This is a genomic window from Halobacterium sp. R2-5 (assembly GCF_011734195.1).
GTDB lineage: Archaea > Halobacteriota > Halobacteria > Halobacteriales > Halobacteriaceae > Halobacterium.
Genome location: NZ_JAANTH010000001.1, coordinates 857,393 through 879,051, shown reverse-complemented (window position 1 = coordinate 879,051; position 21,659 = coordinate 857,393). Strand labels below are relative to the sequence as shown.

The window sequence follows — 21,659 nt, the reverse complement described above, 5'->3', positions numbered from 1 at the left end:
GTTCGGCCACCACCGTTTTTCCGTCTCCGTGAGTCGACCCGGACATGTCAGGACAGTACCTGCGTGCAGGGGCACTGGCAGCCGTCGTCGTCACGGCCGCGGTTTTCGCGGGCGTGACGACAGCAGCATCGGCTGGCTCGATAACGGCCTCACCGAACAGCCCCGGAGAGACCGCGGAGCACACCGCGAGCGTGGTCGTCGACGGGAACGCCGTCGGTGGGTCGTGGTCGAGCTTCCAGGTCGAGTACCAGGCGACCGACGTGAGCAACGTCGGGCAGAACGACGTCACGAAGATTGGCATCGACCGTGGTGACGATTCGCCCGGCGACACAATCGACGTCAACGTCTCCGACGACCTCAGCAGCGTCAGCGCCGACAACAACGGCCACACGCTGGACGTCGGCCTCGGCGGCAACTACAACCTCCAGCAGAACGACGAACTCGTCGTCGTCTACGGGAACGCCCAGAACCCGAGTGCAGGTGACTACGACGTGACGCTACACGCGAACTACCAGAGCGCCGACGAGACCGACACCGCGACGCTGTCCATCGAGTCGGACACCACGACGACCACGACAGCGACCACCACGCAGACGCCGACCACGACGACTGCGGCCCAGACCACTACGCAGACCACGGCGACCACGACCGCAACCACGCAGGACGACGCTGACGACGCGACGTTTGGCTCGGACTCGGGCGTGAGCCTCGTGCGAGGCGGCCAGCCGTACGTGGGCGCGAGCCCCGACACCGCGAACGAGACGGCGACGCACGCGGCGATAGCCGTCGTCGACGCCGAGCTGGGCGACTCCTCGTGGACCGGGCTCGAAGTCAACTACAGCGGGACCGGAACCGACGTGAGCAACGTCGACCAGGGCGACGTCGTCACGGTCGGCATCGACCGCGGTGACGACGCGGCGAACACTACGGTCGACCAGACGTACGCGGCGTCGCTCGGCGAGGTCAGCGGGAGCGACGACGGCGAGACGCTGACGTTCGGGTTCGACGGGGACTACGAACTCCAGGAGGGCGACCAGGTCGTGGTCGTCTACGAGGGCGTCCAGAACCCCGACGCGGGCGACTACTCGGTCGGCATCGACGTCAACCCGCAGACCGACGGCGGGGCGGTGACCGCGTCGCTGGACGTGACCGAGGAGACCACGACGACCGCCACCGCGACGGCGGAGCCGACAGCGACGGAGACGGCGGAACCGACGCCGACGCAGACGCAGACCGACGCGCCGGCGACCACGGCGAACTCGACGCCGTCGGAGTCGCCCGGATTCGGCACGGTTGCGGCTGTCGTCGCGCTCGCCGCCGCGGCCGCGCTGCTCGTGCGCCGATAGACATACAAGCGGCCGGGGCGACCCCCCGGCATGGCTCGACGCAGCGTGCTGTTCTCACCGGGCGACCGGCCGGAGTTACTCAGGAAGGCGCCGGGGACGGGCGCCGACGTCGTCGTCTTCGACCTCGAGGACGCGGTGGCGCCGGCGCAGAAGACGGAGGCGCGGACGGCGGTCCAGTCGGTGCTCTCGGGCCCAGAGTTCGACCCGGGCTGCGAGGTCTGCGTGCGCGTGAACCCGGTTGGAGCGGGCGCAGGCGCCGACGTAGAGACCGTGATCGCGGGCGAGAACCCGCGGCTGGACGCGGTGATGCTCCCGAAGGCGCGCTCCGCGGAGAACGTGGACACGCTCGGCCGACTGCTCGACGAGCGCGGCTACGACGTACCGGTGCTGGCGCTCGTGGAGTCCGCGCGCGGCGTCCTGCACGCCGAGGAGATCGCGGACGCCGGGCCGACGGACGCGCTCCTGTTCGGCGCGGAGGACCTCTCCGCGGACGTCGGTGCGACGCGGACCGACGAGGGGTTAGAGGTTCTCCACGCGCGCGAGGAGGTCGTGCTCGCCGCGGCAGCAGCGGGCGTGGACGCGATAGACACGGTGTACACGGACATCGAGGACACCGAGGGGCTCGCCGAGGAGACCGCGTTCGCCGCGCAGCTCGGCTACGACGGGAAGATGGCGATACACCCGGGGCAGGTCCCAGTCGTCAACGACGCGTTCACGCCCGCCGCCGAGGACGTCGAGTGGGCCGAGCGCGTGCTGACAGCGAGAGAAGAAGCCGACGAGGAGGGTCGCGGCGTGTTCCGCGTGGACGGCGAGATGGTGGACGCGCCGCTGGTCGCGCAGGCCGAGCGGATACTGGCGCGAGCGCGCGCCGCGGACAGTAACGATTGACGGCGCCGACGGGCATATCATGATAAGGGTTCCGCCACGCTTTTGCTGAGCGACGGAGACGACTCCACTAATGGCCGAAACCAACCCGTTCGAGAGCCTACAGGAGCAGCTCGACGACGCGAGCGAGCACCTCGACGTCCGGGACGACGTCCTCGAACGCCTCAAACAACCCGAGCGAGTGCTGGAAATGACCCTCTCCGTGGAGATGGACGACGGCTCCGTCGAGACGTTCAACGCCTACCGGTCGCAGTTCAACGGCGACCGCGGGCCGTACAAGGGCGGCATCCGCTACCACCCGGGCGTCGACCGCGCCGAGGTGAAGGCGCTCTCGGGCTGGATGGTGTACAAGACCGCCGTCGTCGACATCCCGTACGGCGGCGGGAAGGGCGGCATCGAACTGGACCCCAGCGACTACTCCGAGAGCGAGCTCGAACGCATCACGCGGTCGTTCGCGGCGGAGATCCGCCCGCTCATCGGCGAGGACAAGGACGTGCCCGCGCCCGACGTGAACACGGGCCAGCGGGAGATGAACTGGATCAAAGACACCTACGAGACCCTCGAGAACACCACTGCGCCGGGCGTCATCACGGGGAAGGCGCTGGAGAACGGCGGCAGCAAGGGCCGCGTCGAGGCGACCGGGCGCTCGACGATGTTCGCCGCGCGCGAGGTGTTCGACTACCTCGGCAAGGACCTGGCGGACGCGACTGTCGCCGTGCAGGGGTACGGGAACGCGGGCTCCGTGGCGGCCAACCTCATCGAGGACCTCGGCGCGGACGTCGTCGCCGTCTCGGACTCCTCGGGCGCCATCTACGACCCCGAGGGGTTCGACACGCGCCACGTCAAGGACTTCAAGCGCGACACCGGCAGCGTCGCCGGCTACGACGGCGCCGCCGAGGAGTTCGGCAACGACGACCTGCTCACGCTCGACGTCGACCTGCTCGTACCCGCCGCCCTGGAGAACGCGATCGACGCCGACCTCGCCGAGGACGTCCAGGCCGACGTCGTCGTCGAGGCCGCGAACGGTCCGCTCACGCCGGACGCCGACGACGTGCTCACCGAGAAGAACGTCCACGTCGTCCCGGACATCCTCGCGAACGCGGGCGGCGTCACCGTCTCGTACTTCGAGTGGGTGCAGAACCGCCAGCGCTTCCAGTGGACCGAACAGCGCGTCAACGAGGAGCTGGAGGCGGTCATCACGGACGCCTTCGACGCGATGATCGACGCTTACGAGGACAGCGACGTCCCGAACCTCCGCACCGCCGCGTACGTCGTCGCCGTCCGGCGCGTCGTCGACGCCTACGAGGGCAGCGGCACGTGGCCGTAACGGACTGACGAACGCCACGACCCGACATCCTCCGTTCTCCTCTGCAGACGTACACTTCGACCGTCGTCGACGGGGACGCGGCTGCCCGCGAGGGCAGCGTCGACGAGAACTGAGAACCAGAGCGGGCTACAGGTAGCCTTCGTCGGCGAGGCGCTCGACGGCTTCTTCGAGCCGCTCGGTGCTCGCCGCGTACGAGATGCGCGCGTAGCCCGGCGTGCCGAACGCGCTCCCCGGGACGGTCGCGACGTTGGCGTCGCGGAGCGCGTCCTTGCACCACTGCTCGTCGTCCTCGTCGACGGGCACCATCACGTAGAACGCGCCGTCCGGCTCGGGGACGTCCGTGCCGTGCTCGGCGAACAGTTCGAGCAGGCGCTCTTTACGGGATTCGAACGCCTCGACCATCTCCTCGACGGACTCGTCGGTGTTCTGGAGGGCTTCGACGCCCGCGTGCTGGACGAAGTTCGTCGCCGACGAGACGGAGTGGGAGTGGACCTTCCCCGCCTGGTCGATCAGCTCCTCGGGCCCCGCGAGATAGCCCAGCCGCCAGCCCGTCATCGCGTACGCCTTCGAGAAGCCGTTGATGGTGACGGTGCGCTCGAACATCCCGTCGAGGGCGGCGAGGCTGACGTGCTCGCGGCCGTAGTTGATGTGCTGGTAGATCTCGTCCGAGATGACCGTCACGTCGTGCTCGACGGCGAGGTCGCGGACGGCCTCCATCGCCTCCCGGGAGTACACCGACCCCGAGGGGTTGCTCGGCGAGTTCACGACCAGCAGCTCCGTGTCGTCGGAGACGGTGGCTTCGAGGTCGTCGAGCGCCGGCTCCAGCTGGAAGTCGTGGGGCGCGAGGTCCACGCGGGAGAGCTCCGCGCCGGCGATCTTCGCCATCGCCTCGTAGGACACCCACGCCGGGTCCAGCAGCACGACCTCGTCGCCGTCGTCGGCGAGCGCCTGGAACGTCTCGAACAGCGCCTGCTTCGCGCCCGGCGTCACGATGACGTTGCCGGCCTCGTAGTCGATGCCGTCGTCCCGGAGCTTCGCCGCGACGGCCTCCCGGAGCGCCGGGATGCCGTTCGAGGACGTGTACCCCGTCTCGCCGGCTTCCAGCGCCTCCTCGGCGGCGTCCTTGACGTTCTGCGGCGTGTCGAAGTCGGGTTCGCCGACCGAGAGGTCGATGACGTCCGCGCCCTCGGCTTCGAGTTCGTTCGCGAGGTTGCTGACCGCGAGCGTCGCGCTCGGTTCCACTCGTCGTACCCTGTCGGTGAAGTCCATGTTTAGAGTTCCTCCGCGAGGTGAATCGCACTGTCTACCGCTTCCGCTCCCTTCTCGACGCGTTCGCGCGCCTCCGCCCCCGACATCCCCGGCCCCGCCACGCCGAACGCGACCGGCGTGTCGCGGTCGAGGCTGACGTCGGTGAGCTTCTGGGCGGTCGCGTGCGCGATGACCTGGTCGTGGTCGGTGTCGCCCGTGACGATGGCGCCGACGACCGCGACGGCGTCGACGTCGTCGCGGCGCGCGAGCCGGTCGGCGGCCAGCGGGGCGTCGTACGCCCCTGGCACGGACACCACGTCGACGACGTCGGCGCCCGCGTCGGCGGCCGTCTCGCGGGCGGCCGACTCCATCTGTTCGGTGACGCTGCGGTTGAACTCCGCAACGACGAGCCCGAGCGCTACCATGTTCGTTGGCACTCCCGGGGCGGATAAAGGCCTACCGTTCCGGGCTGTTCCCGCGAACCCACAGGTTTGTATGCACCCCGTTCCGTTTGGCGAACGAGATGCCCTCCCACGGACGCCGCCGGGTCGCCGCAGCCGTCGCCGCCGCGGTGTTGCTCGCGCTCGCGCTGCGGTTCGTCGCGCTCGGCGACCGAATCTTCCACTGGGACGAGGCGCGCGTCGGCTACTGGGTGCTCCAGTACGCCGCGTCCGGCGAGTGGTCGTACCGCGCCATCGTCCACGGCCCGTTCCTCTTCCACGTCGACGAGTGGCTGTTCGGCGTCTTCGGCGCCAGTGACGCCGTGGCCCGCGCGCCGGTCGCGCTCGTCGGCGGCCTGCTGCCCGCGACGGCGTGGCTGTTCCGCACGCGCCTCGACGACGTGGAAGTCGCCGCGCTGGCCGCCCTGCTCGCGCTCAACCCCGTGCTCGTCTACTACTCGCGGTTCATGCGCAACGACGTGCTCGTCGCGGCGTTCAGCCTCGCGGCGCTCGGGCTCGCGGTGCGCGCGCTCGACACCCGCCGCGGCGGCTACCTCGTCGCCGCGGGCGCGGTGCTCGGGCTGGCGTTCACCACGAAGGAGAACGCGCTCGTCTACGTCGGGATGTTCGCCGGTGCGAGCGCGCTCCTCCTCGACGAGCGGCTGTTCACGGCCCGCGAGCGCAGCGCGTCGTGGGAGAGCGAACTCCACGACAGCATCCGTAGCGTGGGCAGCGGCCTGCTCGCGTGGCGGCGCGCCGTCGCGGGCGGCGCGCTCGCGTTCCTCGTCGTCACCGTCGTCTTCTACGCGCCGCGACCGGAGTTTTACGCTGCGTTCGGAGATCCGACGCGGCTCCCCGAAGTGATTGCGGCGGGCACGGCCGGCGCGTGGGGGGAGTTCTGGGGGACGTGGGGCACGAGCGGCAGCGTCTCCCGCGAGCACAGCTACGTCGCGTTCCTCGTGGACGCGGTGCGGACGCTCGGCGCGGCGTCGCTGATGCTCGTCGCGGCCGCCGTCGTCGGCTTCCTCGCGGAGCGCTACGTCGCCGACGAGCCCCGTGACTTCGTGCTGTTCGCGGCCTACTGGGCGATCGCATCCGTCATCGTCTACCCCGCCGTGACGGACATCTCCGGGCACTGGTCGGTCGTGCACGCGGTCGTCCCGATGGCGGTTCCCGCAGCGGTCGGCGTGCGCGTCGTCGCGGACCGCGGCCGCTCGGCCTACCGGAGCGACGACCGCGTGGGCGTCGCGCTCGCCGCGCTCGTGCTGCTCGCGGCGGTCGCGCAGATGGGCGCGGTCACGGCGGAGACGTCGTACCTGATGCCCCAGGACCAGGACAACGAGCTCGTACAGTTCGGCCAGCCGGGCAGCGACATGCGGGCGACGCTCGACCGCGTCGAGCGAATCGCGCCCGCGAACGACGGCACCGACGTGCTCTACTACGGGAGCCACTTCCACGTCGCGACCGACTACGACCCCACCGACCCGGCGAGCGTCTCGGGGACGGACTGGTTCAATCGGCTGCCGCTGCCGTGGTACACCGAGCGCGCGGGCGCGGTGACAGACTCGACGACGCGGCTCACCGCGCCCGAAACGGCCGCCGAGAACGACACGGTCAGCGTCGCGACGACGGACGCGCCGGTCGTGATAACGCGAGCGGAACACTACGAGGACGTCCGGGAGCAGCTCGGCGACGAGTACGAGGGGTGGACGTACGAGCTCACCGCGCGGAACACGGTCGTCGTCGTGTTCGTGGACACCGAGGCCGAGGGGTTCGCCGAACCCGCCACGGATTGACCACGAACGTGGATACGAGGCGGTCGAGTTCGGCAATTCTTATGCAGGTGTAGGCGGAAGTCGCGGGTGATGACGGTACCCGTTCCCGGAGCGACAGTCGGGGTCGTCGGCGGCGGCCAGCTCGGCCGGATGCTCGCCGAGGCCGCGAGCCCGCTGGGCGTCGAGGTCGTCGTCCTCGACCCCACGCCGGACTGCCCGGCGTGCCCGCCGGCCGCCGACCAGATCGTCGCCGAGTTCGACGACGACGAGGCCGTCCGCGAGCTCGCCGAACGCGCGGACGTACTCACGTACGAGATCGAGCTCGCGGACCCCGCGGCGCTCGCCGACGTCAGCGAGGAGACCGGCGTGCCCGTCCACCCCTCCCCGAGGACGCTGGAGACGATCCAGGACAAGCTCGTGCAGGACCGCGCGTACGCCGACGCCGACATCCCGGTGCCGGCGTTCCGCGCGGTCGACGACGCCGACGGCCTCGAAGCCGCGTTCGACGACCTCGGTCGGCCGCTGATGTTGAAGATGCGCACCGGCGGCTACGACGGCCGCGGGAACGCGCCCGTCGAATCGGTCGCGGAGGCCCGGGAGACGTTCGACGGCATCGGGGACATGGTCGCCGAGGAGCTCGTCGACTTCGACCGGGAGCTGTCGGTCATCGCCGCCAGCGGCGACGGCGAGACGGCGACGTTCCCCGTCGCGGAGAACGTCCACGAGGCCGAGATTCTCCGCGAGTCCGTGGTGCCCGCGCGCACCGGCGAGAGCGTCCGCGAGGAGGCGACCGAAGTGGCCCGGGACGTCCTCGACGCACTCGACGGCCGCGGCGTCTTCGGCGTCGAGCTGTTCGAGGCCGACGGCCGAATTCTCGTCAACGAGGTGGCGCCACGGCCGCACAACTCCGGGCACTACACCATCGAGGGCTGTCACACCTCGCAGTTCGAGCAGTTCGCCCGCGCGCTCTGCGGGCTCCCGCTCGGGGACACAGGGCTCCGCCAGCCGACCGTGATGGCGAACGTGCTCGGCGACCCGGACGCCGAGGAGCGCCCCGCCGAGCTGGACGGCGTGCCGAGCGCGCTCCGCGACGACCGCGTCGCGCTCCACTGGTACGGCAAGCGCGACGTGCGGCCGCTCCGGAAGATGGGGCACGTCACCGTCGGCGGCGACGACCGCGGCGAACTCCTGATGCGTGCGCGTGCCGCCCGCGACGCGCTCTCCTTCACTCCAGACCAATGACCACAGTCCAAGACCTCGTCGACCTGTTCGAATCGGAAGCCGACCGCGACCGCCCCAGCGAGGAGACCCCGGACGTGGGCATCGTCATGGGCAGCGACAGCGACCTCGACGTGATGGCGGGCGCTCACGACGCGCTCACCGACCTCGGCTTCGAAGAAGTCACCGACTACGACGACCCGCCGTCGGGGTACTCCTTCGAGTCGTGGGTCGTCTCCGCCCACCGGACGCCGGACCTCATGTACGCGTACGCGCAGACCGCCGCCGACCGCGGCCTCGACGTCATCGTCGCCGGCGCCGGCGGGAAGTCCGCGGACCTCCCGAACATGACCGCCTCGTTGGCGTACCCGATTCCGGTCGTCGGCGTCCCCGTCCAGGAGAAGTCCGTCGACTCCGTCATCGGGATGCCCACCGGTGCGCCGATCACGGCCGTCGACGCCGGGAAGTCCTACAACGCCGGCCTCTCGGCCGCGCAGTTCCTCGCGACCAGCGACGACGACCTCGCCCAGCGGCTCCGGGACCTCCACGCCGAGCAGAGCGACGGCGTCGCCGGCGTCTCTCGCGAACTCCACGAACGCGGGACGCCGGGGTTCCGCGCTACCCGAGAGTAGGCGCTCACCTCCGCGACCGCGATTGCCGTAGTCGGGCTGAAACTCGGGAATTTCAGCGCGTGCGGGCGTGCGAGCATAAATCAACGTTTATGGGCGTGCGGTCCAAACTCTCGCTCGTCACGGAGACACTCCTATGAATCCATGGATCGCCATCGGTATGTTGGCGCTCGTGGGCATCCTCATCCCGGTCTCGATGATGATGGTGTCCTCGCTACTGCGCCCGACCGTACCCGAACAAGGGAAGCGAGCCACCTACGAGAGTGGCGAAGTTCCCACGAAGAACGCGCGCGTCCAGTTCAACATCCAGTACTACATGGTCGCGCTGCTGTTCCTCGTGTTCGACATCGAAACCGTTCTCATCTTCCCGTGGACCGTTATCTACCAGGACGCCGTCCAGTCCGCCGGCCTGACTCGCGCGCTGCTGCCGATGCTCGTCTTCATCGGCGTGCTCGTCGTCGGGCTCGCGTGGGCGTGGCGGAAGGGCGTCGTCCAGTGGGTGCGGGCACCGCGGTACCAAGCAAAAACACATGAGTAGTGACCAACCACGCGACAGCATTACGGGAGCCAGCGAGCCGCTAACCGAGACCCGCGACGCCCGAATGGGGGAGGGCGTCGACAGCCGGTTCAACTCGAAGCTCCGGGAGGCGTTCGGCTCGACGCCGTTCATCCTCACGAAGTTCGACAAGTTCATGAACTGGGTCCGGGGGTCGAGCATGTTCATGCTGCAGTTCGGTATCGCGTGCTGCAGCATCGAGATGATGCACACGTACTCGGTCAAGCACGACCTCGACCGCTTCCACGCGGGCGTCCCCCGCGCGTCGCCGCGGCAGGCCGACGTCATCATCGTGCCGGGGACCATCGTCTCGAAGTTCGCCCCGCGCATGAAGCGCGTCTACGACCAGATGCCCGAGCCGAAGTTCGTCGTCGGCATGGGCAACTGCACGGCCTCCGGCGGCCCGTTCCAGGAGGGGTACAACGTCGTGAAGGGCGCCGAGGAGGTCATCCCGGTCGACATCCAGATTCCGGGCTGCCCGCCGCGGCCGGAGGCGCTCGTCTACGGCGTCGCGAAGCTCCAGGAGCGCATCGCCAACGGCGAAGCGGCGCCGGTGACGGTGAAACCCTACGAGCTCGAGGAGTTCGGCGACCTCGACCGCGACGAGTTCGTCCAGGAGCTCGCCGACGAGATCGACGAGGAGACCCTCGTCATGCGCTACAACTGGGCTGATTCACCATGAGCACGTACGACAAACGCAACGTCCAGCCGCCGACGACGGAGGCCGGCGACGTCGACGGCGACGCCATCGCGGACCTGCTCGGCGACCACGTCCTCGACCGCGAGGACCACCTGAACGCGCCCGCGTACGTCGTCCGCGCGGACGCCGTCCAGGACGTCCTCCAGACGCTGAAGGACGACGCCGGGTTCGACCACCTCTCGTGTCTCACCGCCGAAGAGCACGAGGACCGCTTCGAGAGCATCTACCACCTCAAACAGTACGACGACCCGACCAACGAGGTCAGCGTCGTCGTGCCGACGCCCCGCGAGAACCCGGTCAGCGAGAGCGCCGAACCGGTGTTCCGCACGGCCGACTGGCACGAGCGGGAGGCCTACGACCTCGTCGGCGTCCAGTACGAGGACCACCCGAACCTCGAACGCATCCTGCTCCCGGAGACGTGGCAGGGCCACCCGCTCGGGCAGGACTACAACCAGAACAAGCCCCAGATCGTCACGTTCGACGAGAACAAGAATCCCCTAGAGGAGGACTACCGCGGCGGCGAGGACTCGGACACGATGTTCCTCAACATCGGCCCCCACCACCCCGCCACGCACGGCGTCCTCCACGTCGAGACGGTGCTGGACGGCGAGACGGTCGCGGACGTCAACCCCGACATCGGCTACCTCCACCGCTGCGAGGAGCAGATGGCCCAGAACGGCACGTACCGCTACCAGATCATGCCGTATCCGGACCGCTGGGACTACGGCCCGGGCGGCATCATCAACGAGTGGGCGTACGCGCGCGCCGCCGAGGACCTCGCGGACATCGAGGTGCCCGAGTACGCGCAGGTGCTCCGGACGATGGGCTCGGAGCTCTGCCGCATCGCCTGCCACCTGCTCGCCACCGCGACGTTCGCGCTGGACCTCTACGGCGACTTCACCGCCATCTTCATGTACGGGATGCGGGACCGGGAGATCGTCCAGAACCTCCTGGAGGACCTCACCGGCCAGCGGATGATGTTCAACTACCTCCGGCTGGGCGGGGTCGTCTGGGACGTCCCCGAGCCCCGCGAGGAGTTCTTCGAGAACGTCCGGGACTTCCTCGACGACCTCCCGGCGAAGCTCGACGAGTACCACGACCTCATCACGTCCAACGAGATCTTCCAGTCGCGGTGCGTCGACACCGGCTACCTCGCCCCCGAAGTCGCGAAGGACTACGGCGTCACGGGCCCGGTCGCCCGCGGCTCCGGCATCGACTACGACATCCGGCGCGACGACCCCTACGGCTACTACGAGGAGCTGGAGTGGGACGTCGTCACGGAGGACGGGGGCGACAACTTCGCTCGCCTGCTCGTCCGCATGCGGGAGATCGAGGAGTCCGCCCGCATCATCGAGCAGTGCGTCGACCTGCTGGAGGACTGGCCGGAGGACGACCGCGAGATTCAGGCCAACGTCCCCCGCACCCTCAAGCCGGAGGCCGGCAAGGAGACCTACCGCTCCGTCGAGGGCGCGAAGGGCGAACTCGGCATCTACATCCGCGCCGACGGCACCGACAAGCCCGGGCGCTTCAAGATCCGCAGCCCGGCGTTCAGCAACCTCTCCGCGCTCAAGGAGATGTCCACCGGGGAGTACGTCCCCGACCTCATCGCGACGCTGGGCAGCCTCGACGTGATTCTCGGGGAGGTGGACCGATAGATGTCGACCGCAACGCCGCTCCCGGACACCATCAACGACATCCTGGGCATCGGCGGGCTCGCCGGGGAGCTGCTGTCGATGCTGCTGGCGGCCGCGCTCGTCGGCACCATCATGCTGACGATGACGGCGTTCGCGGGCCCGTGGGCGAAGCGGAAGATCACCGCGGCGTTCACCGACCGCATCTCCGTCAACCGCATCGGCCCGATGGGGCTCGGGACCATCATCGTCGACGCCGTCCGCCTGCTCTCGAAGGAACTCATCATCCCCGAGGAGGCCGACAGGCCCGCGTTCGACATCGCGCCGCTCGTGCTCGCGGGGTCGGCGCTGCTCGCGTTCGCCGTGATTCCGATGGGCAGCGGCATCCACCTCGCGGACCCCGAGACCGGACTCGTGTTCGTGTTCGCGATCGCGTCGATCGCGAGCCTCGGCCTCCTGATGGGCGGGTACGCGTCGAACAACAAGTACAGCCTCCTCGGCGGCCTGCGCGCCGTCGCGCAGAACATCGCCTACGAGATCCCGCTCGTCGTCACCGCGGCCTCCGTCGTGCTGTTCACGGGGTCGCTGCAGATGAGCGAGATCGTCGCGGTCCAGACCGCGGAACTGGTGACCGTCGCCGGCATCCGGATTCCGGCGTGGTTCGCGTTCGTGAACCCGTTCGCGTTCGTGCTGTTCATGATCGCGAACCTCGCCGAGATCGGGCGGAACCCGTTCGACACGCCCGAGGCGCCGACCGAGATCGTCGGCGGCTACCAGACGGAGTACTCCTCGGTGTACTTCGTGCTGTTCTACCTCGGGGAGTTCATCCACATCTTCCTCGGCGGCGCCATCGCGACGACGCTGTTCCTCGGCGGGCCCTCGGGGCCGTTCCTCCCCGGGTTCGTCTGGTTCACGATCAAGATCTGGGCGGTGTTCATCTTCACGCAGTGGTGCCGCTCGGCGGTCCCGCGCGTGCGCATCGACCAGATCATCGAGATCGGCTGGAAGGGCCTGCTGGTCCTTTCGTTCGCTAATCTCGTGCTCACTGCGGTAATCCTCGGGGTGACCGGACTATGATTGGACTACTCAAAGGGATGGCAACGACGATGAAACACGCACTCGACGGCGACACGTTCACCGTCGAGTACCCGGAGGAAGCGCCCGAAGTCAGCCCGCGCTTCCGCGGAATCCACAAGTTCAGCCAGGAGCGCTGCATCTGGTGTCGCCAGTGCGAGAACGTCTGCCCGAACGACACCATCCAGATCGTCACGGACAAGCAGCGCAACGGCGAGCAGTACAACCTCCACGTCGGCCAGTGCATCTACTGCCGGCTCTGCGAGGAGGTCTGTCCGGTGGACGCGATCCTCCTCACGGAGAACTTCGAGTTCACCGGGGACACGAAACACGACCTCGTGTTCAACAAAGAACAGCTGAAGAACGTGCCGTGGTACAACGACCTCGACCCGCTGGCGTCCCGCGAGCCCGACAGGGGCGCGTGGGTCGGCGAAGGCGAAGGCGAGGTCGACTACCAGTAGTCGCGCGCCCGTCTCGAAACCTACAAAGGGCGTATTTGCGAACCACAAGGTGACTGAAATGACGACAGCAACAATCGCGTTCGGACTGTTCGCGCTGCTCACAGTAGCGTGCAGTCTCGGCGCTGTCCTGGTGCGGGACGTGTGGCACTCCGCGCTGCTGCTCGGCGGCTCACTGATGAGCTTCGCCGTGCACTACGTGATGTTACAGGCGGAGTTCGTCGCCGCGATGCAGATTCTCGTCTACGTCGGCGGCGTCCTCATCCTCATCACGTTCGCAGTGATGCTCACGCGTCAAACGGGAGGTATCGGCGAGGTGACCAACATATGACGACGCGACCGCAGCTCCGCGACCCGTCGACGTTCGTGACGGGCATCGTCGCGGTGGCGCTGTTCGTCGTGTTCGCGGCGGTGTTCCTCAACGCCGGGTTCGGGGGCGCCGTCGGGTTCGGCGCGGACGTGAACATCACGGCCTCGATCGGCTACGCGCTGATGGGGCTGCTGGACGTCGCTGGCGAGAACACCGCCGGCAGCGAGGGGTTCCTCGCCGCGTTCATCATCGTCGCGCTGCTGCTGGACGCGGCCCTCGAAGGGTCCGTGCTGCTGGCGACCCGCGACTCCGAAGGAGGTGACGGCGAGTAATGGCGGTCGCCGTCGAGTACTACCTCCTGCTGTCCGCGGCCGTGTTCTGCACGGGCGTGTTCGGCATCCTCACGCGCGAGAACGCGCTCATGTTCCTCATCAGCGTCGAGCTGATGCTGAACGCCGCGAACATCAACCTCGTGGCGTTCTCGCACTTCTACGGCAACGTCACGGGCCAGGTGTTCAGCCTGTTCGTGATGGCGCTGGCGGCCGCCGAGGTCGCGATCGGCCTCGGCATCGTGCTCGTGTTGTACCGTAACTTCGACGAAGTCGACGTGCGGAACGCCACGACGATGAGGTGGTAAGATGGTAGGAGCAATGGACTTCACGCCCGCGATTCCGCTGCTGCCGTTCGCCGCGTTCCTCGTGGCGCTGCTCGTTGGCCACTTCGCGCCCCGCCTGCTGCCGAAGGGCGGCGCGATTCCCGGCATCCTCGCGACCGCCGGGTCGCTGCTGTTGTCCCTCTGGGCGTTCCTGACGGTCAGCGGCGGCGACTACTACGCGCAGGACATCTACACGTGGGTCGTCGGTCAGGAGACGTTCAGTCTGCACTTCGGCATCCTCGTGGACCCGCTGTCCGCGATGATGCTGGTCATCGTCTCCCTGGTCGCCGTCCTCGTGCACGTGTTCAGCCTCGGGTACATGAACGATGAGGGCGAGACCGGCCTCCCGCGGTACTACGCCGGCCTCGGCCTGTTCACGTTCTCGATGCTGTCGTTCGTCGTCGCGGACAACCTCCTGATGGCGTTCATGTTCTTCGAGCTGGTCGGGCTCTGCTCGTTCCTGCTCATCGGGTTCCACTTCCGCGAGCCCGGCCCGCCGAGCGCCGCGAAGAAGGCGTTCCTCGTGACGCGCTTCGGGGACTACTTCTTCCTCATCGGCGTCGTCGGCGTCCTCGCGACGTTCGGCACCGCGCGCTTCGTCGCGGTCGGTGACGGCGTCGAGAGCTTCCCGCACCTCGCCGAGCAGGCGCTCGCCGCGGCGGGCGGCGAGGGATCGATGCCCGAGCAGGTCGGGAGCTTCCTCGACGTGGTCGGCCTGGGCGCCCAGACGTGGTTCGCGATTCTCGGGCTGCTCGTGCTCGGCGGCGTCGTCGGGAAGTCCGCGCAGTTCCCGCTGCACACGTGGCTGCCGGACGCGATGGAGGGCCCGACGCCCGTCTCCGCGCTCATCCACGCCGCGACGATGGTGGCGGCCGGCGTCTACCTCGTCGCGCGCATGTACGGCTTCTACGCGCTGCTCCCGACCGTCCTCGCGATCATCGCGCTGATCGGCGGGTTCACCGCGCTGTTCGCCGCGTCGATGGGCGTCGTGAAAGACGAGCTCAAGCAGGTGCTGGCGTACTCGACGATCAGCCAGTACGGCTACATGATGCTCGGGCTCGGCACCGGCGGCTACATCGCCGCGACCTTCCACCTGATGACCCACGCGTTCTTCAAGGCGCTGCTGTTCCTCGGCGCCGGGTCGGTCATCATCGCGATGCATCACAACGAGGACATGTGGGACATGGGCGGCCTCAAGGAGAAGATGCCCGTGACCTACTACACGTTCCTCGCCGGCAGCCTCGCGCTGGCCGGCATCGTGCCGTTCTCGGGCTTCTGGTCGAAAGACGAGATCCTCTACGAGGCGCTCATCTACGGCGTCGGCGGCAACCAGATCCTGCTCGCCGGCTGGGCGATGGGGCTGCTCGCGGTGTTCTTCACGGGCTTCTACACGTTCCGGATGGTGTTCCTCACCTTCCACGGCGACGCCCGCAGCGACACCGCCCGCGACCCCCACGGCGTGCGCTGGAACGTCAAGCTCCCGCTCGTCGTGCTCGGCATCCTCGCGACCGTCATCGGCCTCGTGAACATGGCGCCGGTCGCCGAACTCACGGGCCTCCACATCGACTACCTCCACCAGTGGCTGGTGATCCCCGAGAGCAGTCAGTTCGCGAACCTCGGGTACGAGCACTACCACCACCTGCTGGAGGACTTCTCCGGCTACCACGCGGCCGACATCGGCGCGCTGATTCCGGCCGCCGTCTCGCTGGCGCTCGCGTTCGGCGGCGCCGGCCTCGCGTGGGCGCTGTACAACGTCGACTCGCCGACCGAGCACACCGAGAAGCTCGGCGGCGCGAAGACCGTGCTGTACAACAACTACTACCAGGACGAGTACCAGGTGTGGCTCGCGGAGAGCGTCACGCTGCCGCTCGCCCGCGCCGCCGACACGTTCGACCAGGGCATCATCGACGGCGTCGTCAACGGCGTCAGCAGCGTGAGCCTGTTCGCCGGCGGCCGCATCAAGCGGATCCAGGACGGCCTCGTGACGCACTACGCGTTCCTGCTGTCGCTGAGCCTGGTCGTGCTCCTGGTGGCCTTCGGCCTCCTTGGGGGGTGGTTCTGAATGTTGATTGAAGCACTCATCGCCGTCACGTTCCTCTCGGCGTTCGCCGTCATGCTCGCGCCCGACCGAATCGCGGGCAAGCTGGCGTTCGCCCTGAGCCTGCTCCCCACCGCGGGGAGCCTCTGGATGTACGCGCAGTTCGACGGGAGCGGCAACGCGCTCTTCGAGAGCGGGTCGCTCGCGTTCGAGACGACCGCGCGGTGGATCAGCGTCGGTCCGTACGCGCTCAACTGGCACGTCGGCCTCGACGGCATCAGCATGCCGCTGGTCGTGCTGTCGACGCTGCTGACGTCGCTGGCCATCCTGAGCGCGTGGACGCCGATCCAGGAGCGCCAGAGCCAGTTCTACTCCCTGATGCTGTTCATGCTGGGGAGCCTGCTCGGCGTGTTCACCGCGCTGGACTTCTTCGTCTGGTTCGTGTTCTGGGAGTTCGTCCTCGTGCCGATGTACTTCCTCATCGGCATCTGGGGCGGCCCGCGGCGGAAGTACGCCGCGATCAAGTTCTTCGTGTACACGAACGTCGCCAGCCTCCTGATGTTCATCGGGTTCGTGGCGCTCGTGTTCGCGCTCCCGATCCAGTCGATGGACCTGCCGACGGTCGCCGCGGCGCTCGAAGCCGGTAACTTCCAGACGACGTACGGCCTCGGCGCGGAGACGCTGAAGGTCGTCGCGTTCTTCGCGATGTTCATCGGGTTCGCGGTGAAGGTCCCGATGGTCCCCCTGCACACGTGGCTGCCGGACGCCCACGTGCAGGCCCCGACGCCGGCGTCCGTGATGCTGGCCGGGGTGCTCCTGAAGATGGGGACGTACGCGCTGCTGCGGTTCAACTTCACGCTGCTGCCGGGCGTCGCGCGGGACTTCGCGGTGCTCATCGCCGCCGTCGCCGTCGTGTCGGTCATCTACGGCGCGATGCTCGCGCTCGCCCAGCAGGACCTCAAGCGCATCGTCGCGTACTCCTCGGTGTCCTCGATGGGGTACGTGCTGCTCGGGCTCGTGGCGTACAACCACTACGGGCTCGGCGGCGCGACCTTCCAGATGGTCGCCCACGGCCTCATCTCGGGGCTGATGTTCATGTGTGTCGGCGTCATCTACAACGTCGCCCACACGCGCATGGTCGGCGACCTCTCCGGTATCGCGGACAAGATGCCGGTGACCGCGGCGGTGTTCGTCGCCGCCGCGTTCGGCTACATGGGCCTGCCGCTGATGGCGGGCTTCGCGGGCGAGCTGTTCATCTTCCTCGGCGGGATTCAGGCGACGTTCCCGTACGCCCAGCTGTTCACGGCGCTGGCGATGTTCGGCATCGTCATCGTCGCGGGCTACCTGCTGTTCGCGATGCAGCGCGTCCTCTTCGGGCCGTTCGGCGCGGACACGGACTACGACATCGTGCCCGCGGCGCCCCACGACGCGGTCGCCATCGTCGTGCTGGTGGTGCTGGTCGTCGTGCTCGGGACGGTTCCCGAGGTGTTCTACGGAATGATTCAGGACGCGGTCAACCCGATGGTCGAGCAGCTGCCGGAGGCAACCGCCTTCCTCACCGGAGGTGAGCTCTGATGGTGGAGATGCCGCCGCTGACGCCCCAGCTGGTGCTCGCGGCGACGGCCATCGTGCTGTTCGGCATCGACATCGTCGCGCCCGACGTGCGGAAGAACGGCCTGCTCGCGGGCGTGAGCGCGCTCGGCGCCGCCACCGCGGCAGGCGTGGCCGCGTGGTTCCTCGCGTCGGGCACCGGCGACTACCGCTACGTGCAGTTCGACGGCGCGCTCGTCGTGGACGCGATGAGCCTGTTCTTCGCGTTCATCGTCGGCAGCGTCGCCACGCTCGTGGTCGTCGCGAGCTACGACTACGTCAAGGACGAGGAGCACGTCGCGGAGTACTACTCGCTGGTGATGCTCGCGGCGACCGGCATGGCGCTGATGGCGTCGGCCAACAGCCTCGTGACCGCGTTCGTCGCGCTGGAGCTCTCCAGCCTCCCGTCGTACGCGCTCGTGTCGTTCCTGAAGACCGACCGCGGCAGCGTCGAAGCCGGCCTGAAGTACTTCCTCATCGGCGCGCTGTCCTCGGCGGTGCTGGCGTACGGTATCAGCCTCGTGTACGCGACCACGGGCACGCTCCTGCTGGAGGACATCGCGGCCTCCATCGCCGGCAACGAGTTCGGCGGCGTGCTCGGCCTCGGCGTACTGATGGTCGCCGGCGGGTTCGCGTTCAAGACCGCCTCCGTGCCGTTCCACTTCTGGGCGCCGGAGGCCTACGAGGGCGCGCCCGCGCCGATCAGCGCGTTCCTGTCGTCGGCGTCGAAGGCCGCCGGGTTCGCGGTCGCGTTCCGCGTGTTCACGACCGCGTTCCCGCTGGAGGTGATCGCGGCGGTGGCCATCGACTGGTCGCTGCTGTTCGCGGTGCTGGCGGTGCTGACGATGACGCTCGGTAACTTCGCGGCCGCCACCCAGGACGAGGTCAAGCGGATGCTCGCGTACTCCTCCATCGGCCACGCGGGCTACGTCCTGATGGGGCTCGCGGCGCTCCAGAGCGGCGCGACCGACGCGAACTCGTGGGTGCTCGGCGCGTCGATGACCCACCTGCTCGTCTACGGCTTCATGAACACGGGCGCGTTCCTGTTCGTCGCGCTCGTCGAGTACTGGGACGTCGGCCGGACGTTCGAGGACTACAACGGCCTCGCGACCCGCGCCCCCGTGGCGTGTGTCGCGATGACCGTGTTCATGTTCAGCCTCGCCGGCCTCCCGGTCGGCGGCGGGTTCCTCTCGAAGTACCTGCTGTTCGCGGGGACCGTCCAGGCCGGCTTCGCGTGGCTCGCGGCCATCGCGGCCATCAACAGCGCGCTGTCGCTGTACTACTACTCGCGGGTCGTCAAAGCCATCTGGATCGAGGATCCGAGCGACGACCTGACGCTGCGCGGGACGCCGACCGGCCTCTACACCGCCGTCGTCGCGGCGGCGGTCGCGACGGTCGTCCTGCTGGTGGCGTTCGACCCGGTCGCGCAGACCGCGGTCCACGCCGCCGACGTCCTGTTCGCGCTGTAGCGGGCGGGACAGCGGTACCTTTTAGCGGATCGGCGAGGTAACTGGGTAGACGAATGGTTTCTCGGCTCGTGCTCGGCTGCGGCACGACGGGCCACGCACTCGTGGACGACCTCGCTGATCGACCCGGCGAGCTGTTCGTCCTCGACGGGGACGCGAGCCGCGTGGAGTCGCTACGCAACGAGAAGGTCGCCGCCGAGCTGCGGGACGTCACGGACGCCGACGCGATCGGCGGCCTGGACCGCGACGTCGACGTGGTCGTCGCGGCCAGCGACAGCGCGTCGACCAACCGGCTCGCCGCGGCGGCCGCCCGCGAGGTGTACCCGGACGCCGAGCTCGTGGCGTTCCTCGGGTACGACGCGACCAGCGACGACCGCGAGGCCCTAGAGGGACTCGCGGACCGCGTCATCAACCCGGGCGCGGCGGTCCTCGACCACGTCGACGACGTCGCGAGCGAGGGCAGCTCCGAGCGCCTCCAGGAGTTGCGCGCGACTCTCCAGGACATCGACGGGACGCTGGGCGTGTTCATGCACGACAACCCCGACCCGGACGCCATCGCGACGGCCGTCGGGCTGGCGCGCATCGCCGACGAGTTCGGCGTGGAGACGGAGGCGTGTTACTTCGGGGAGATCTCCCACCAGGAGAACCGCGCGTTCGTCAACCTCCTCGATCTGGACGTGACCGACGTGGAGGTCGGCGACGAACTCGACCACGACGCGATCGCGCTCGTCGACCACTCCGCGCCCGGCGTCAACGACCAGCTCGACCCCGAGACGGAGGTAGACATCGTCGTCGACCACCACCCGCCGAGCGGCGACGTGGAGGCGTCGTTCGTGGACATCCGCGAGGAGCTCGGCGCGGCCAGCACCATCCTCGTGGAGTACGTCCGCGGGCTCGGACTGGAGATCGAGACGGCGGTCGCGACGGCGCTGTTGTACGGCATCCGCGTGGACACGAAGGACTTCTCGCGGGAGATCACGACCCAGGACTTCGAGGCGGGTGCGTGGCTGCTCGGCCGCGCGGACACGGACGTCCTGGAGCGCATCGAGAGCCCGTCGGTGAGCGCGGACACCCTGGACACCATCGCGCGCGCCATCCGCAACCGCGAGCTCGACGGCTCCGTGCTGGCGTCCTGCGTCGGCTCCATCGCGGACCGCGACACGCTCGCGCAGGCCGCCGACCAGCTGCTCGCGATGCGCGGCGTGACGGTGACGTTCGTCTACGGGTTCACGGGGGGCACCATCTACGTCTCCGCCCGGGCACGTGGCAACGACGTCGACCTCGGCGCGGCGCTACGGTCGGCGTTCGCCGACCAGGGGAGCGCGGGCGGCCACGCCGACATGGCGGGCGCACAGCTCCCGCTCGGGCTGTTCGACGAGGTCGGCGAGGACGCCGAGCACACGCTCACGGAGATGGTCGAGGACGTGGTGGCGACGCGCTTCTTCGACGAGATCCGCGGGGGGTGAGTTTTTCCCGGTCGCCGCGCTACGGGGACGTGATGGACTCCGCCCTCGACCACAACGGCGCGAAGCCCACGGTCGGCGACTACATGACCCGGGACGTCGCGACGGTCTCCCCGGACGACACCGTGCGGGACGTCGCGTGCCGCATCTCGGAGAGCGAGCACAACGGTTTCCCGGTGACCGAGGGCCGGCGCGTCGAGGGGTTCGTCTCCGCGCGCGACCTGTTGCTCGCCGACCCCGAGGAGCTGGTGTTCAAGGTGATGAGCGGCGACCTCATCGTCGCCCACCCCGAGATGAAGGTGACCGACGCGGCCCGCGTCATCCTGCGGTCGGGCATCCAGAAGCTGCCCGTCGTCGACGACGCGGGCAACCTCGTCGGCATCATCTCGAACTCCGACGTCATCCGCTCGCAGATCGAGCGCGCCACCCCGGAGAAAGTCGGGAAGCTCAAGCGCACGCTGGAGACGATTCACGGCATCGAGGCGACCGAGGAGCGCCGCACCGTCGGGCTCGACGGACTGGTACCGACCCAGGGGAAAGTGTACGCCGACGAGCTGGAGGGTCGCAAGTACGAACTCGAGCGCGGGCTCGCGGAGCCGCTAGTGGTCATCGACAACGGCGGCGTCGAGACGCTGCTGGCGGACGGCCACCACCGCGTGATGGCGGCCGAGCGCGCCGGCGTCGAGGAGATGGACGCGTACGTCATCGCCTTAGAGCGCCGCGTCGACCTCGGGATGGCCCGCACCGCGGACAAGGAAGGTCTGGAGTCGATTTCGGACATCGACGTCGTGGACTACGCCCACCACCCGCTCGTCGAGACCATCGAGCGCCTGCAGTGAGCCGGTAGCCG

21 protein-coding genes are annotated in these 21,659 nt (G+C 68.7%); 19 read left to right on the top strand and 2 right to left on the bottom strand.

Annotated elements, in window-relative coordinates:
- Positions 1-44 precede the first annotated feature (44 nt).
- The 3 genes from G9C83_RS15910 to G9C83_RS04665 all read left to right on the top strand — a co-directional run bounded on the left by G9C83_RS15910 (position 45) and on the right by G9C83_RS04665 (position 3,558).
- Entirely contained in the window at positions 45-1,346 is a 1,302-nt protein-coding gene (locus tag G9C83_RS15910) for a PGF-CTERM sorting domain-containing protein (RefSeq protein ID WP_208288417.1), read from the top strand.
- A 30-nt stretch (positions 1,347-1,376) separates the two neighbouring features.
- A complete protein-coding gene (locus G9C83_RS04670; protein WP_167244944.1) occupies positions 1,377-2,234 on the top strand; it encodes a CoA ester lyase in 858 nt (285 codons plus the stop codon).
- Positions 2,235-2,304: 70 nt separating this feature from the next.
- Positions 2,305-3,558: a Glu/Leu/Phe/Val dehydrogenase gene (locus G9C83_RS04665; RefSeq protein WP_167244943.1), complete on the top strand. Its 1,254-nt coding sequence runs from the start codon at positions 2,305-2,307 to the stop codon at positions 3,556-3,558.
- Positions 3,559-3,684: 126 nt separating this feature from the next.
- Here the strand turns inward: G9C83_RS04665 and G9C83_RS04660 are convergent, their stop codons facing one another.
- Complete coding sequence (locus G9C83_RS04660) at positions 3,685-4,827, bottom strand: pyridoxal phosphate-dependent aminotransferase (protein WP_167244942.1); 1,143 nt, start codon at positions 4,825-4,827, stop codon at positions 3,685-3,687.
- A gap of 2 nt (positions 4,828-4,829) precedes the next feature.
- Complete coding sequence (ribH, locus tag G9C83_RS04655; RefSeq protein ID WP_167244941.1) at positions 4,830-5,231, bottom strand: 6,7-dimethyl-8-ribityllumazine synthase; 402 nt, start codon at positions 5,229-5,231, stop codon at positions 4,830-4,832.
- Between the two features lie 98 nt (positions 5,232-5,329).
- Here ribH and G9C83_RS04650 point away from each other — a divergent pair, with 98 nt between their 5' ends.
- From G9C83_RS04650 to G9C83_RS04575, 16 genes are all read left to right on the top strand, one after another.
- The gene (locus G9C83_RS04650) at positions 5,330-7,042 is read left to right on the top strand and encodes a flippase activity-associated protein Agl23 (protein WP_167244940.1); all 1,713 of its coding nucleotides are present in this window, start codon (positions 5,330-5,332) and stop codon (positions 7,040-7,042) included.
- A 12-nt stretch (positions 7,043-7,054) separates the two neighbouring features.
- Positions 7,055-8,263, top strand: a complete 1,209-nt coding sequence (locus G9C83_RS04645) for a 5-(carboxyamino)imidazole ribonucleotide synthase (protein WP_347877787.1) — start codon at positions 7,055-7,057, stop codon at positions 8,261-8,263.
- Positions 8,260-8,871 carry a 5-(carboxyamino)imidazole ribonucleotide mutase gene (gene purE, locus G9C83_RS04640; protein ID WP_167244938.1) on the top strand — a complete coding sequence of 204 codons (612 nt, stop codon included), beginning with the start codon at positions 8,260-8,262 and terminating at the stop codon, positions 8,869-8,871. The genes G9C83_RS04645 and purE overlap by 4 nt, the downstream gene beginning before the upstream one ends.
- Positions 8,872-9,004: 133 nt before the next feature.
- Positions 9,005-9,406 carry an NADH-quinone oxidoreductase subunit A gene (locus G9C83_RS04635; RefSeq protein ID WP_167244937.1) on the top strand — a complete coding sequence of 134 codons (402 nt, stop codon included), beginning with the start codon at positions 9,005-9,007 and terminating at the stop codon, positions 9,404-9,406.
- The gene (locus G9C83_RS04630; RefSeq protein ID WP_167244936.1) at positions 9,399-10,106 is read left to right on the top strand and encodes an NADH-quinone oxidoreductase subunit B; all 708 of its coding nucleotides are present in this window, start codon (positions 9,399-9,401) and stop codon (positions 10,104-10,106) included. Before G9C83_RS04635 ends, G9C83_RS04630 begins: the two co-directional genes overlap by 8 nt.
- Positions 10,103-11,779 carry an NADH-quinone oxidoreductase subunit D gene (locus G9C83_RS04625; RefSeq protein WP_167244935.1) on the top strand — a complete coding sequence of 559 codons (1,677 nt, stop codon included), beginning with the start codon at positions 10,103-10,105 and terminating at the stop codon, positions 11,777-11,779. The genes G9C83_RS04630 and G9C83_RS04625 overlap by 4 nt, the downstream gene beginning before the upstream one ends.
- Positions 11,780-12,832: an NADH-quinone oxidoreductase subunit H gene (locus G9C83_RS04620; RefSeq protein WP_167244934.1), complete on the top strand. Its 1,053-nt coding sequence runs from the start codon at positions 11,780-11,782 to the stop codon at positions 12,830-12,832. It begins immediately after the preceding gene.
- Positions 12,829-13,290 (top strand): NADH-quinone oxidoreductase subunit I, encoded by a 462-nt coding sequence (locus G9C83_RS04615; protein ID WP_167244933.1) that lies wholly within the window; start codon positions 12,829-12,831, stop codon positions 13,288-13,290. Before G9C83_RS04620 ends, G9C83_RS04615 begins: the two co-directional genes overlap by 4 nt.
- 58 nt (positions 13,291-13,348) lie before the next feature.
- Positions 13,349-13,618, top strand: coding sequence for an NADH-quinone oxidoreductase subunit J (locus G9C83_RS04610; RefSeq protein WP_167244932.1), 270 nt, complete (start codon positions 13,349-13,351; stop codon positions 13,616-13,618).
- Positions 13,615-13,929: a proton-conducting membrane transporter gene (locus G9C83_RS04605; RefSeq protein ID WP_167244931.1), complete on the top strand. Its 315-nt coding sequence runs from the start codon at positions 13,615-13,617 to the stop codon at positions 13,927-13,929. The genes G9C83_RS04610 and G9C83_RS04605 overlap by 4 nt, the downstream gene beginning before the upstream one ends.
- Positions 13,929-14,234 (top strand): NADH-quinone oxidoreductase subunit NuoK, encoded by a 306-nt coding sequence (gene nuoK, locus G9C83_RS04600; protein ID WP_167244930.1) that lies wholly within the window; start codon positions 13,929-13,931, stop codon positions 14,232-14,234. Before G9C83_RS04605 ends, nuoK begins: the two co-directional genes overlap by 1 nt.
- A 1-nt stretch (position 14,235) precedes the next feature.
- Complete coding sequence (gene nuoL, locus G9C83_RS04595; RefSeq protein ID WP_167244929.1) at positions 14,236-16,314, top strand: NADH-quinone oxidoreductase subunit L; 2,079 nt, start codon at positions 14,236-14,238, stop codon at positions 16,312-16,314.
- Positions 16,315-17,865 (top strand): NuoM family protein, encoded by a 1,551-nt coding sequence (locus tag G9C83_RS04590; RefSeq protein WP_167244928.1) that lies wholly within the window; start codon positions 16,315-16,317, stop codon positions 17,863-17,865.
- Positions 17,865-19,349, top strand: coding sequence for an NADH-quinone oxidoreductase subunit N (locus G9C83_RS04585; RefSeq protein ID WP_167244927.1), 1,485 nt, complete (start codon positions 17,865-17,867; stop codon positions 19,347-19,349). Before G9C83_RS04590 ends, G9C83_RS04585 begins: the two co-directional genes overlap by 1 nt.
- 53 nt (positions 19,350-19,402) lie before the next feature.
- Positions 19,403-20,812, top strand: coding sequence for a DHH family phosphoesterase (locus G9C83_RS04580; RefSeq protein ID WP_167244926.1), 1,410 nt, complete (start codon positions 19,403-19,405; stop codon positions 20,810-20,812).
- A 32-nt stretch (positions 20,813-20,844) separates the two neighbouring features.
- Positions 20,845-21,648, top strand: a complete 804-nt coding sequence (locus G9C83_RS04575; protein WP_167244925.1) for a CBS domain-containing protein — start codon at positions 20,845-20,847, stop codon at positions 21,646-21,648.
- The last annotated feature ends 11 nt before the right edge of the window (positions 21,649-21,659 follow it).